Raw genomic sequence first — 12,417 nt, forward strand, 5'->3', positions numbered from 1 at the left:
GCATTTTACCGTTAACCGCCGGCGGCCAGCGCGCGCGATCGGTATGAACGACATACTCGGGCGGCAAGGGCCGTCCGGGGCGGCGGCTGCCGCCTCAACGGCGTTGGCCGAACATCATCTGGCGCGCAAGTGCCGTCTTCGCTGGCGGCACGCACTCGAGCGCCGTCAGCGCGAGGCCCCGCAGCATGGCCAGCGGGCCGAAATCGATCGTGAACAGCCGCGCGAGCATGTCGGTCGCGCCGATCGTCAGGCGGCGATCGAGCGCGCGCCGCCGCGCGAAATGCGCGAGCGCCTCGGGCGTCGCACCCGCGCCGGCGAGTGCATCGGCGAGCGCGTGCGCGTCGCGCAGGCCGAGATTCAACCCCTGGCCGGCTACCGGGTGCAGCGTTTGGGCCGCGTTGCCGATCGACGCGATGCGGCCGTCGACGAGTGACTGCGCCGCGACGAGCCCGAGCGGAAAAGCCGCGCGGCCCTTGATCGATTCGATGCGGCCCATGCGCTCGCCGAAGGCGCCGGCCAGTTCCGCGAGCAGCGCCGCATCGGAAAGCGCGGCGCGGCGTGCCGCCTGCGCCGGCCGCATGCACCAGACGAGCGCGTAGTCGGCCCCGCGCACGCCGCCGAGCGGCAACAGGGCGATCGGGCCCTCATCGGTGAAGCGCTCCCAGGCGACGTGAGGCTGCGGCGCCGATACGGTGACGGTGCCGACGATGGCCGTTTGCCCATAGTCGCGCGTTTCGCGTTTAGCGGCCATGAGAGCGGGTGCGGCATCGCTGGCCGTCGCCCGAGCGCCATCGGCCGTATTTTCCTGCTCGGCAGGCTCGCGCGCATCGTTGGGCCGATTCGTTCGTGCTTCGCCGTAGAGCCCGCCTTCCGCATTGACGAGCACGCGCGCGCGCAAAGTGCGCTGGACGTGCGCGCTTTCGACGGGCAGCGTGACGAACTCGGAGCCGGGCTCGACCTGCGGCGGGAGCGCGCGGCACGACGTGAACCAATGCGTGTGCGTGCGGCGAACGGCGCCGGCTAGCGCGTGGACGATCGAACCGTAGCGCACGACGTAGCCGAGCGCCGGGAGGCCATGCTCGCCACGTTCGATCAGCGTGCGCCCGAAGTGGCCGCGCTGCGAGACGTGGATGCGTTCGATCGCGTTGGCGTCGGCCGGCCACGCACCGAAAGGCTCGAGCAGCATGCGGCTGCCCTCCGAGACGGCTATCGCGCGCGGATCTCCCGCCGCTGCTTCCGGATCGCGCGCATCGACGAGCGCGACCGAGAGTGCGGCGCTGGCGCTGCGCCGGGCGAGCCAGGCGGCCAGCGCGAGACCGACGGGTCCCGCGCCGACGATCGCGACGTCGAATTCGTGCGGCGCATGCAAAGGACGAATCTCGCTCATGAATTCACGCGGCGCTCGACGATTCGCGGGCCTCGCTCATGAGCGCCTCGATCGCGCCGGCTTCGACGGGCACGTCGCGCGTGATGAGCACGCAGCCGTCCTCGGTGACGATCGCATCGTCTTCGATGCGGATGCCGATGTTCCAGTACTGCTCGGGCACGTCCGGCGCGGCGCGCACGTACAGGCCCGGTTCGATCGTGAGCGCCATCGACGCGCGCAACGTGCGCCACGGCAATGCGCCGGAGGCGTCGGGCGCCGCGCTGCGTTCTCGATAATCGCCGCAGTCGTGGACGTCCATGCCGATCCAATGGCCCGTGCGATGCATGTAGAACCGCGAATAGGCGCGCTCGGCGACGACGTCGTCGACCGATGCATATTTCGTGCGATCGACGATGCCCGTATCGAGCAGCCCCTGCGCGAGCACGCGCACGGCCGCATCGTGAGGCGCCTCGAAGCTCACGCCGGGGCGGGTGGCGTCGATCGCCGCCTGCTGGGCGGCGAGCACGATCTCGTAGAGCTCGCGCTGAGCCGGCGAGAAGCGCCCGTTCGCGGGAAACGTGCGCGTGATGTCGGAGGCATAGCCGTCGAGTTCGCAGGCGGCGTCGATGAGGATCAGGTCGCCGTCGCGGGCGATCGCGTTGCCGGCCGGATAGTGCAACACGCAGGCGTTCGCGCCGGCCGCCACGATCGATCCGTATGCCGGCGCTTGAGCGCCGTGGCGGCGGAACGTGTAGAGCAATTCGGCTTCGAGCTCGTACTCCCGCATGCCGGGACGGCAGACCTGCATCGCACGGCGGTGCGCCTCGGCGGAAATCCGCGCGGCCTGACGCATGATCGCCAGTTCGTGCTCGTCCTTGAACAGGCGCATGTCGTCGAGGATCGGCGTCGGGTCGACGAGCCGCACGGGCGCGGCGACGCCCGTGCGGCCCTGAGCGCGCACGCCGTCGAGCCAGCGCCGCACCTGCGCATCGAGCTCGGCCGAACGGCCGAAGCCGTAGAACAGGGCCGGCGCGTCGGCGATGAGGCGCGGCATCTGAGCGTCGAGCTCTTCGATCGGAAACGCGGCGTCGAAACCGAATGCTTCGCGCGCCGCCTCGGGACCGTAGTGGAATCCCTCCCACGTTTCGCGCTCGGCATCCTTCGTCCGGCAAAACAGGATCGAGGCCGGCTCGCCAGCCTGCGCCGTTGCGTCGAGGACGATGAAGGACTGCGGTTCGTCAAAGCCGCTCAAATAGTAGAAATAGCTGTCGTGGCGATACGGGTAGTCGGTATCGCGATTGCGCAGCGCCTCGGGGGCCGTCGGCACGAGCGCGACGCCTCCGCCCGCGGCGCGCATGGCGGCAAGCAGGCGCTCGCGCCGGGCTTGATGGACGGAGACGGCGATGGGAAATTCGGTCGCGGTATTCATCGTGCGATTGTACTGCTCAATCGTGCTCGATCGGGCCGGCTCGGCGGGCGCGGCTTGTCCCGTCGACATGACGGCGCTCGCGCTCGCCGTTTCCGGCCCCGGCGACGTTATACTCTTTCTCGCACTCCACCCAAAGCCCCTCGAGGCGGCGGCGCGCGCGAAGCCATGGCGGGCGCCCCGTGGGCATGCCGCGCGCACGACGCGGCAACCCGTCTCGAGAGGCCGGGCGTTTTCATGAGAGAAAGGCAGATGATGAAATTAATCGGTTCGCTCGCGAGCCCCTACGTCCGTAAAGCGCGGGTCGTGCTCGCCGAAAAGAAGATCGACTATCAATTCGTGCTCGAAGACGTCTGGTCGCCCGATACGACCATTCATACCTTCAATCCGATCGGCAAGGTGCCGTGCCTCGTCATGGAGGACGGGGAGGCCGTATTCGATTCTCGTGTCATTTGCGAGTATGTCGATACGCTTTCCCCGGTCGGCAAACTGATTCCGCAGTCGGGCCGCGAGCGGGTCGAAGTGCGCTGCTGGGAAGCGCTCGCGGACGGCATGCTCGATGCGGCCGTGCTGATCCGCCTCGAGGCGACGCAGCGCGACGAGGCGCAGCGCAGCGAGGGCTGGCTTGCGCGCCAGCGGCGCAAGATCGACGAGGGGCTCGTGGCGATGTCGCAGGGCTTGGCCGGCAAGCCCTGGTGCGCAAACAATCATTACACCCTGGCGGACGTCGCCGTCGGCTGCGCGCTCGGCTACCTCGATTTCCGGATGCCGGATCTCAATTGGCGCGAGAAATATCCGAATCTGGAGAAGCATTTCGCCAAGCTGTCGCAGCGCCAGTCGTTCGTCGACACCCTCCCCAGTTGATGGGCCACCCGGCTCGAGGCATTCGATGAAGGCGCTCGAGAGCCGGGCGTGCCGCCTCGCTCAAGCCGTCGCCAGCGGCGCGAGCAGCTTCGGCGAGAACGATTCGCTATCGGCGAGGGGCCACCATTTTTCGTAGAGCGAATAGCGGTAGTTGCCGTTGACCAAGTCGTTCGGCTCGAGATACTTGAGCAGTTCCGACATCAGCCGCACCTCGTGCGACGAAACGCGGCGCACGATATGGTGGGCCCGCAGTTGCGACGGATGCTCGAGCCCCGCGGCCTGAACGATCTCTTGCAGCGCGTGCAGCGTGTTGCGATGGAAATTGAAGACGCGGTCCGATTTGTCGGGCACGACGAGCGCGCGCTGGCGCACGGGATCCTGGGTCGCGACACCCGTGGGGCAGCGGCCCGTGTGGCACGTTTGCGCTTGAATGCAGCCGACCGCGAACATGAAGCCGCGCGCCGAGTTGACCCAATCGGCGCCGATCGCTAGCGTGCGCGCGATGTCGAATGCGGTGATCATCTTGCCGCTCGCGCCGAGACGGATCTTCTCGCGCAAGCCGATGCCCACCAGCGTGTTGTGCACGAGCAGCAGCCCTTCTTGCAGCGGCACACCGATATGATCGGTGAACTCGAGCGGAGCGGCACCGGTGCCGCCCTCGGCACCGTCGACGACGATGAAGTCGGGCACGATGCCCGTCTCGAGCATTGCTTTCGCGATCCCGAAAAACTCCCATGGATGGCCGATGCAAAGCTTGAAGCCGGTCGGCTTGCCGCCGGACAGCGTGCGCAGCCGGTCGACGAATTCGAGCAGGCCGCGCGGTGTCGAGAACTGGCTGTGCGTGGCCGGCGAGATGCAGTCCCGGCCCATCGGCACGCCGCGCGCCTCCGAGATTTCCGGCGTGATCTTGGCCGCCGGTAGCACGCCGCCGTGTCCGGGCTTTGCGCCTTGCGACAGCTTGACTTCGATCATCTTGACTTGCGGATCGATCGCCTGGCGAGCGAACTTCTCCGCGCTGAACGTGCCGTCGTCGTTGCGGCAGCCGAAGTAGCCCGAGGCGATTTCCCAGATGATGTCGCCGCCGTGCTCCCGGTGGTACTTCGAGAGCGAGCCTTCGCCCGTGTCGTGCGCGAACCCGCCTCGCTTCGCACCGAGGTTAAGGGCGCGGATCGCATTCGCCGACAGCGAGCCGAAGCTCATCGCCGAAATATTGAAGATCGACATCGAATACGGCTGTGCGCGATCCGGCCCGACGACGATACGAAAATCGTGCGAGGCGAGCTTGGTGGGGGCGAGCGAATGGCTGATCCATTCGTGGGCTACCGCTTTGACGTCGAGTTCGGTGCCGTAAGGGCGGCTATCGGGCTCGTTCTTGGCGCGTTGATAGACGATGCTGCGCTGAGCGCGCGAGAACGGTTTTTCCTCGGTGTCGTCTTCGACGAAGTATTGGCGGATTTCCGGGCGAATGAATTCGAAGAAGAACCGCAGATGGCCGACGATGGGGTAGTTGCGCAAAATGCTGTGCCGGGCTTGGCGCAGATCGAAAACGCCGACGGCGATCAGGACCGCCGGCACGAGCAGCCATAGCCAGGAAAGCGCGTGTCGTGCTGCGAGCGCGGCGCAGGCGGCCGCGGCGAGCCAGGCGCACCAGATCGCGAAATACCGTCGGGAAAACATGGGGCAAGCTCCTGAACGGCGAACGCCGCCGCTGGGCAGCCGCTGCCGTGACCGAAAAGATGCGCCAGTTTAATCGGGAACGATCGGCAGCGGAGCGGGCACCGGCTGCTCCATCGGCAAATCGTGAGCATGAGCCGATTCGATGATGCCGCCGCCAAGGCAGACGTCACCGTCGTAAAGCACCGCCGATTGCCCCGGTGTCACGGCCCATTGCGGCGCGTCGAACGTGAGCGTGAAGCGTTCGCGGTCGGCACCGGCATCGCGAGTGCCGAGCGCGCCGAGCGCGCCGAACGCGCCGAACGCGCAAGCCGCGTCGGCCTGCCGGTAGCGGGTTTTTGCCCCGAACCGCGCGCCCGGCTCGGGCGCGGCCCCTGCCACCCAGCTCGTGTTGCCGGCGACGAGCGTGCGCGAGAGCAGCCAAGCGTGGTCGTGCCCTTGCACGACATAAAGCGTGTTCGCCGCCATGTCCTTGCTCGCGACGAACCAGGGCTCGCCGCTGCCCGACTTGCTGCCGCCGATGCCGATCCCTTTGCGCTGTCCGAGCGTGTAGAACGCGAGCCCGACGTGCTCCCCCACGACCTTGCCGTCCGGCGTCTTCATCGGCCCCGGCTTGGTCGGCAAGTAACGATTGAGGAATTCACGGAACGGCCGTTCGCCGATGAAGCAAATGCCGGTCGAATCTTTCTTCTTTGCGTTGGGCAGGCCGATCGATGCGGCGATGGCGCGCACCTCCGTCTTCGGAATTTCCCCGAGCGGAAACAGCGTCTTCGACAATTGCGCCTGATTGAGCCGGTGCAGGAAATACGATTGGTCTTTCGTGGAATCCTTGGCTTTGAGCAATTCGAAGCGGCCGTCGGTCTCGCGCACGCGCGCGTAATGACCGGTGGCGATCGTCCCGGCGCCCAGTGCCATCGCATGATCGAGGAACGCCTTGAACTTGATTTCGGCGTTGCACAGGACGTCGGGGTTCGGCGTGCGGCCTGCGGAGTATTCCCGCAGGAATTCGGCGAACACGCGCTCTTTGTACTCGGCGGCGAAATTCACGGCTTCGACGTCGATGCCGATCAGATCGGCCACGGAAACGACGTCGATCCAGTCCTGCCGCGTCGAGCAGTACTCGATGTCGTCGTCGTCTTCCCAATTCTTCATGAACAGGCCGACGACGTCGTAACCCGCTTCCTTGAGGAGCCATGCCGTCACCGACGAATCGACGCCGCCCGACATCCCCACCACGACTCTTTGCTTACCCATGTGTGCCAATGACCGACTGCTTTTACTTGCCGTTACGGGGCCCGACCGAGTGCGTGTGCACGACGTCGAGCGGGAAGCGCCGGCCCGCAAGGTAATCCTCGACCGAGCGCATGACGAGCGGCGTGCGATGGCGCGCGCGGCAGGAACGCAACTCGCCGGGCGTCAGCCACAGCGTGCGGACGATGCCCGTATCGAGCGCGCGCGGCGCGTCCAGCGCCTCGTGCCGGCCGCGGAACGTAAACCGCAAAAACGTGGCGGCTTGGCCGTCCGGGCGATCGATGTGCGTCATGTAGACGCCGACGAGCGCGTCCGGCACGAATGCGAGCGCCGTCTCTTCGAGCGTTTCGCGCACGACGGCGTCCACGAGCGTCTCGCCCGATTCCAAGTGCCCGGCGGGCTGATTGATCCGCAAACCTTCCGACGTTTGCTCCTCGACGAGCAGAAAGCGGCCCTCGTGCTCGACGACGGCGGCCACGGTGACGCGGGGCGTCCAGCGTTCCTGTTCCTCTTTCATGGCCGCCATTTTACCGGTGGGCGGCGCTCGATGCCGACGGCGTGCTCGCGCCGCCCCGCCCGGGATACAGCCGGGAAGGCGCGGCGGCGTTGCGCCTCGTCCTCGAAGAGAGCCGCCGCTTCTCTTCTTCGCTTCTGTTCTCTTCTGTTCCCGTATGGCACCGATTTTTCTCGATCGGAGCGGACTTCGGTTAAAGTGGCACTCGGCGCCGCCTCGTGAGTCGATTTCGCGCGCCTGCGCAGCCGCAGCACCGATTGAGCCGTGTCAACGTATTCAAACGATGGAGCCGGCGCAGCGTCGTCGGGTCCGTCTTCGTGTCATGACGAGCAGGAGAGGAGGATTTGACGATGCACATCGGAGTGCCAGCCGAGACGCGCGCGCACGAAGCGCGCGTCGCCGCGACGCCCGAGACGGTGAAGAAGTACGTCCAAGCGGGGCATCGCGTTACGATCGAGCGCGGCGCGGGCGCGGCCGCGAGTTTCACGGACGATGCCTATGCCGCCGTCGGAGCAGAGCTTGCCGAGGCCGACGCGGCGTTTTCCGCCGATCTCGTCCTGAAGGTGCAATCGCCGAGCGAGACCGAGCTCGCGCTGATCAAGCGCGGCGCCGTCCTCGTGGGCATGCTCGAGCCGTTCAACGCGCAGAACGCGGCGCGCCTCGCCGATACGGGCGTCACCGCTTTCGCGCTCGAAGCCGCACCGCGTACCACGCGCGCGCAAAGCTTGGATGTGCTCTCCTCGCAGGCGAACATCGCCGGCTACAAGGCCGTATTGCTCGCCGCCGATCTGTACCCCCGCTTCATGCCGATGCTGATGACGGCGGCCGGCACGGTCAAGGCCGCGCGCGTGCTGATTCTCGGCGCGGGCGTCGCCGGCTTGCAGGCCATTGCCACGGGGAAGCGTCTCGGTGCGGTGATCGAAGCGTCCGATGTTCGCCCCGCGGTGAAAGAGCAGATCGAATCGCTCGGCGCGAAGTTCCTCGACGTGCCCTACGAAACGCAAGAGGAGCGCGACGCGGCGGAGGGTGTCGGCGGCTATGCGCGTCCGATGCCGCCTTCGTGGCTCGCTCGTCAAGCGGCTGCCGTGCACGAGCGCGCCAAGGCCGCCGACATCGTCATCACCACGGCCTTGATCCCCGGCCGCGATGCGCCGACGCTGCTATCCGCCGAGACGGTCCAGGCGATGCGGCCCGGCTCGGTCATCGTCGATCTGGCCGCGGGGCGCGGGCCCGAACTCGCGGGGCTGCCCGGCGTGCGCGGCGGCAATTGCCCGCTGACCGAACCGGACAAGGTCGTGACCAAGCACGGCGTGACGATCGTAGGCCATACGAATCTGCCCGCGATGGTCGCCGCCGATGCTTCCTCACTCTATGCGCGCAACCTGTTCGACTTCCTGAAGCTGATCGTCACGAAGGAAGGGGCGCTCAACATCGACATGAACGACGACATCGTCGCGCAAACGCTGCTTGCCCGCGACGGCGCCGTCGCCCGCAAGGCGGCATAACGAACAGGAGCGAGGCGATGGAAATCATCAATCACACCGTCATCAATCTGATCATCTTCGTGCTGGCCGTGTACGTCGGCTACCACGTCGTTTGGAACGTCACGCCGGCGCTGCATACCCCGCTGATGGCCGTGACCAATGCCATCTCTGCCATCGTCATCGTGGGCGCGATGCTCGCGGCGGGCCTGACCGTGGGCACGCCGGGCAAGTTCTTCGGCACCTTCGCGGTGCTGCTGGCGGCGGTGAACGTGTTCGGTGGCTTTCTCGTGACGCGGCGCATGCTGGAGATGTTCAAGAAGAAGGAACCCAAGAAAGCGGCGAAGAAGGAGGGTGCGTAAATGAGCATGAATGTCGTTACGCTGCTTTATCTCCTGGCCTCGGTTTGCTTCATTCAGGCGCTCAAGGGGCTCTCGAATCCCAAAAGCGCGCGTGCCGGCAACGTGTTCGGCATGGTAGGGATGGCGATCGCGATCCTCACCACGGTCGCGCTGATCGTCAAGCAAGCGGCGCTGCTCGGCTCGAACCTCGCCCTCGGGCTCGCTCTGCTGTTCGGGGCGCTCGTCGTGGGTGGGGCTATCGGGGCGTATGTCGCCGCTCGCGTCGAGATGACGAAGATGCCCGAGCTCGTTGCGGCGATGCACTCGCTGATCGGTCTCGCGGCCGTGGCGATCGCTTATGCGGTGGTCAGCGAGCCGGCGGCATTCGGCCTCGTGCCCCCGGACGCACCCGATGCCGGGTTCCTGCCCTACGGCAATCGGATCGAGCTGTTCATCGGCACGTTCGTTGGCGCCATCACGTTCAGCGGTTCGGTGATCGCCTTCGGCAAACTATCGGGCAAGTACAAGTTCCGGCTGTTTCAGGGCGCACCGGTCGTTTATCCGGGGCAACACCTGATCAATCTGATGCTGGCGCTGGGCATGATCGGCTTCGGGATCATCTTTTTCCTGACGCAATCGTGGCTGCCGTTCATCATCATGACCGTCATCGCGTTTGCGCTCGGGGTGCTGATCATCATTCCGATCGGCGGGGCCGACATGCCCGTCGTCGTCTCGATGCTGAACTCGTATTCGGGCTGGGCGGCGGCCGGCATCGGCTTTTCGCTGAACAACGCGATGCTGATCATTGCCGGCTCATTGGTTGGCTCTTCCGGTGCAATCCTGTCGTACATCATGTGCCATGCGATGAACCGCTCGTTCTTCAACGTGCTGCTGGGCGGGTTCGGCGCGGAGCCCGGTGCGGCAGCGGCGGGCGGAGCCGCGGAGCAGCGGCCCGTGAAGTCGGGCTCGGCCGACGACGCTTCGTTCATGCTCGGCAATGCGGAATCGGTCGTGATCGTCCCGGGCTACGGCTTGGCCGTGGCGCGCGCGCAGCATGCATTGAAGGAGCTGACCGATAAGCTCATCGAAAAAGGCGTGGACGTGCGCTACGCGATTCACCCCGTGGCAGGGCGGATGCCGGGGCATATGAACGTGTTGCTCGCGGAGGCCGAGGTGCCGTACGACCTCGTCTACGAAATGGAGGACATCAACAACGAGTTCGGGCAAACGGACGTCGTGCTCGTACTCGGCGCGAACGACGTGGTGAACCCTGCGGCGAAGAACGATCCGAAATCGCCGATCGCGGGGATGCCGATCATCGAGGCCTACAAGGCGCGCACGATCATCGTCAACAAGCGATCGATGGCCGCCGGGTATGCCGGGCTCGACAACGAACTGTTCTACATGGACAAGACGATGATGGTGTTCGGCGATGCGAAGAAGGTGATCGAGGATATGGTGAAGGCCGTGGAGTGATGGGTAACAGGCTGCTGCCGACGGGGCAGCAGCCTGCTTCAGTGTGGTGGCGTGGTGGCTCGGTTGCGCTATTGGCGCCGTCAAGCCGTTTGCAAGTCGCGCAACGCGTCCGGATGGGTGACCGCCACGCGCAGAAGCGTGCGGGCCGCTCCCGTGGGTTCGCGGCGGCCTTGCTCCCAATCTTGCAACGTTCTTACCGATACGCCCAGCATGGCAGCGAATGCGCTCTGGGAAAGCCCCACTTTCGCACGAGCCAGTGCTGCCACCGTAGGCTCGACCTGGGTGGAGCGGGCGGCGCGGCCCGCTTTCATGTCGCGAACCGACTTCAGAAGGTCGGCTTGAAATTGCTCTAGTTCCGTGTCCATCTTTCGACCTCTTCACGTAGCGTGCGCAGGAATGCATTGGGCAAATAATCGAACTTCGATTTCGTATAAGCGATCAACAGCCATACTCGCCCGTCTTCCAGCACGTTGTAATAAATGACGCGGGCACCGCCGCGCTTGCCCAGACTGTTGCGACTCCATCGAAGCTTGCGCAAGCCGCCGCTGCCAGGGATGACGTCGCCCGCGAGTGGATTGCGTGCGAGCCACGATATCAATGCTTCACGTTCGTTTTCGCGCCACATGCCATCTGTGTATTGCACGAACGTCTCAGTTTCGACAACGGTATACATCGACAGCATACGGCTTCGCCGTATAGTAGTCCAGGGAGATCCAGCGTACCGCCGTTCATTTGCGAGCGGATCGGATGGCTTAAAAACCAGACTAAGAGAAGCGTGACCTATCGGCCAGCGGCCGGGGTCTTTCGATCGGAGGGGGCTTCGACGCGGCGCAAGTAATCGGCGAGGCGCCGCCCTTCCATATCGGGAAAGGGCTCGTGCTCGGCTACGTTCGTCATGTTCGCGATGTCGAAGTTGCGGAAATCGCCGCGCAGTTCGCACCAGGCACCGACGGTCCAGCGCCCGCCCCAGTAGACGAGGCTCAGCGGCCAGATGCGCCGCTCGGTTTGCGCGCCCAGGCGATCGCGGTATGCGAAGCTCACGACGTGGCGCGTATCGACGGCCCGGTGCAGCGTATCCACCTTTTCCGAAAACGCCCGGTCGATATGAAACGAAGGCGCGAAGACGGCCAGCCGCTCGAGCGTCGCACGTTTGTCGGCCGGCATCGCCGAGGCCACTTTCGCCAATGCGCTGCGGGCGCCGCCGGCGAGCGCGGCGCCGCCCCAGGTTTCGATCATTCTGGCGCCGGCCGCGAGTGCCGCCAATTCTTCGGCCGTGAACGTCAGCGGCGGCAGGCTCGCCGAGCGGCTCAGCCGATAACCGATGCCGGCTTCACCTTCGATCGGCACGCCCGACAGCTGCAGATCGCGCACGTCGCGATAGACCGTGCGCTGCGAGACGTGCAGCCACTCGGCCAACTGCTGCGCGGTGGTCAGCCGCCGGCCGCGCAGCAGTTCGGCAATCTGAAAGAGGCGGTCCGCACGTCGGGTCATGGCCGAAGTGTATCAACGCAGATGGCGCGAATGCAGGCCGATGCGATTGCCTTCCGGGTCGATGAAGAAGGCGATGTAGCCGATGTCGTTCGGCAGTTCGACGATCGAGCCGTCGATCTTGCCGCCGGCCGGCGCGACTCGGTCGAGCGTGGCCTGCAACGTCGGTTCGGCGGCGAGGTAGACGGTGACGCCGTCGCCCGTCACCGACGGCCGCATGTCGCGCGGATTGCAGACGATGGCCCCGCCGGTCGCCTCTTCCTCATGCGAGAAGACGGCCATCGGGACGCCGCCGAAGACTTCGCGGCGCATCGGCTGGTCGAACGCGGCTTCGTAGAAGCGCACGGCACGCTCGAAATCGATGGCGGGAATTTCGAACCAGGAAATCGTGCGCGTGGCAGTGGCAGTAGCGGTCATGACAGTCTCCGTCGAGGTGGGCAGGCAGGCTGGGTAAGGCGCCGGATAGCGCGTGAGACAGAGTGTGCGACAGCGCTGCTGACACCGTTCTGTCAGCAGGTTGTCCCCATTTCGAGGGA

Annotated in this window: 13 protein-coding genes; 4 read left to right on the forward strand and 9 right to left on the reverse strand. The window is 65.8% G+C overall.

The genetic code is table 11. The features are described from left to right. Nucleotides 1-94: 94 nt before the first annotated feature. Together ACTHNZ_RS11980 and ACTHNZ_RS11985 are read right to left on the reverse strand one after the other, a co-directional pair. Nucleotides 95-1,387, reverse strand: a complete 1,293-nt coding sequence (locus ACTHNZ_RS11980; protein ID WP_440542702.1) for a UbiH/UbiF/VisC/COQ6 family ubiquinone biosynthesis hydroxylase — start codon at nt 1,385-1,387, stop codon at nt 95-97. A 4-nt stretch (nt 1,388-1,391) separates the two neighbouring features. Then, a complete protein-coding gene (locus tag ACTHNZ_RS11985; RefSeq protein WP_440542748.1) occupies nt 1,392-2,795 on the reverse strand; it encodes an aminopeptidase P N-terminal domain-containing protein in 1,404 nt (467 codons plus the stop codon). Nucleotides 2,796-3,044: 249 nt separating this feature from the next. Here ACTHNZ_RS11985 and ACTHNZ_RS11990 point away from each other — a divergent pair, with 249 nt between their 5' ends. Next, nucleotides 3,045-3,656: a glutathione S-transferase C-terminal domain-containing protein gene (locus tag ACTHNZ_RS11990; RefSeq protein WP_440542703.1), complete on the forward strand. Its 612-nt coding sequence runs from the start codon at nt 3,045-3,047 to the stop codon at nt 3,654-3,656. A gap of 60 nt (nt 3,657-3,716) precedes the next feature. On the opposite strand, the gene ACTHNZ_RS11995 is transcribed toward ACTHNZ_RS11990, so the two are convergent. From ACTHNZ_RS11995 to ACTHNZ_RS12005, 3 genes are all read right to left on the reverse strand, one after another. Then, entirely contained in the window at nt 3,717-5,333 is a 1,617-nt protein-coding gene (locus tag ACTHNZ_RS11995; RefSeq protein WP_440542704.1) for an FMN-binding glutamate synthase family protein, read from the reverse strand. 69 nt (nt 5,334-5,402) lie between these two features. Next, nucleotides 5,403-6,584: a tRNA 2-thiouridine(34) synthase MnmA gene (gene mnmA, locus ACTHNZ_RS12000; RefSeq protein ID WP_440542705.1), complete on the reverse strand. Its 1,182-nt coding sequence runs from the start codon at nt 6,582-6,584 to the stop codon at nt 5,403-5,405. 22 nt (nt 6,585-6,606) lie between these two features. After that, nucleotides 6,607-7,098 (reverse strand): NUDIX hydrolase, encoded by a 492-nt coding sequence (locus ACTHNZ_RS12005; protein ID WP_440542706.1) that lies wholly within the window; start codon nt 7,096-7,098, stop codon nt 6,607-6,609. Nucleotides 7,099-7,445: 347 nt separating this feature from the next. On the opposite strand from ACTHNZ_RS12005, the gene ACTHNZ_RS12010 reads away from it, so the two are divergent. The 3 genes from ACTHNZ_RS12010 to ACTHNZ_RS12020 are packed head-to-tail and all read left to right on the forward strand — an operon-like array spanning nt 7,446 to nt 10,393. Continuing rightward, nucleotides 7,446-8,600, forward strand: a complete 1,155-nt coding sequence (locus tag ACTHNZ_RS12010; RefSeq protein ID WP_440542707.1) for a Re/Si-specific NAD(P)(+) transhydrogenase subunit alpha — start codon at nt 7,446-7,448, stop codon at nt 8,598-8,600. A gap of 17 nt (nt 8,601-8,617) precedes the next feature. Then, the gene (locus ACTHNZ_RS12015) at nt 8,618-8,938 is read left to right on the forward strand and encodes a proton-translocating transhydrogenase family protein (protein WP_440542708.1); all 321 of its coding nucleotides are present in this window, start codon (nt 8,618-8,620) and stop codon (nt 8,936-8,938) included. Then, entirely contained in the window at nt 8,939-10,393 is a 1,455-nt protein-coding gene (locus ACTHNZ_RS12020) for an NAD(P)(+) transhydrogenase (Re/Si-specific) subunit beta (protein WP_440542709.1), read from the forward strand. Nucleotides 10,394-10,473: 80 nt separating this feature from the next. Here ACTHNZ_RS12020 and ACTHNZ_RS12025 read toward each other — a convergent pair whose 3' ends face one another. From ACTHNZ_RS12025 to ACTHNZ_RS12040, 4 genes are all read right to left on the reverse strand, one after another. Beyond that, nucleotides 10,474-10,758, reverse strand: a complete 285-nt coding sequence (locus tag ACTHNZ_RS12025; protein WP_440542710.1) for a helix-turn-helix domain-containing protein — start codon at nt 10,756-10,758, stop codon at nt 10,474-10,476. Further along, on the reverse strand, nt 10,743-11,066 hold the full coding sequence (locus ACTHNZ_RS12030) for a transcriptional regulator (protein WP_440542749.1): 324 nt from the start codon (nt 11,064-11,066) through the stop codon (nt 10,743-10,745). Before ACTHNZ_RS12030 ends, ACTHNZ_RS12025 begins: the two co-directional genes overlap by 16 nt. 107 nt (nt 11,067-11,173) lie before the next feature. Next, the gene (locus ACTHNZ_RS12035; RefSeq protein ID WP_440542711.1) at nt 11,174-11,884 is read right to left on the reverse strand and encodes a helix-turn-helix transcriptional regulator; all 711 of its coding nucleotides are present in this window, start codon (nt 11,882-11,884) and stop codon (nt 11,174-11,176) included. A gap of 12 nt (nt 11,885-11,896) precedes the next feature. After that, entirely contained in the window at nt 11,897-12,298 is a 402-nt protein-coding gene (locus ACTHNZ_RS12040; RefSeq protein ID WP_440542712.1) for a VOC family protein, read from the reverse strand. Nucleotides 12,299-12,417: the final 119 nt, after the last annotated feature.

Source organism: Trinickia sp. (assembly GCF_051953955.1).
Classification (GTDB): Bacteria; Pseudomonadota; Gammaproteobacteria; order Burkholderiales; family Burkholderiaceae; genus Trinickia.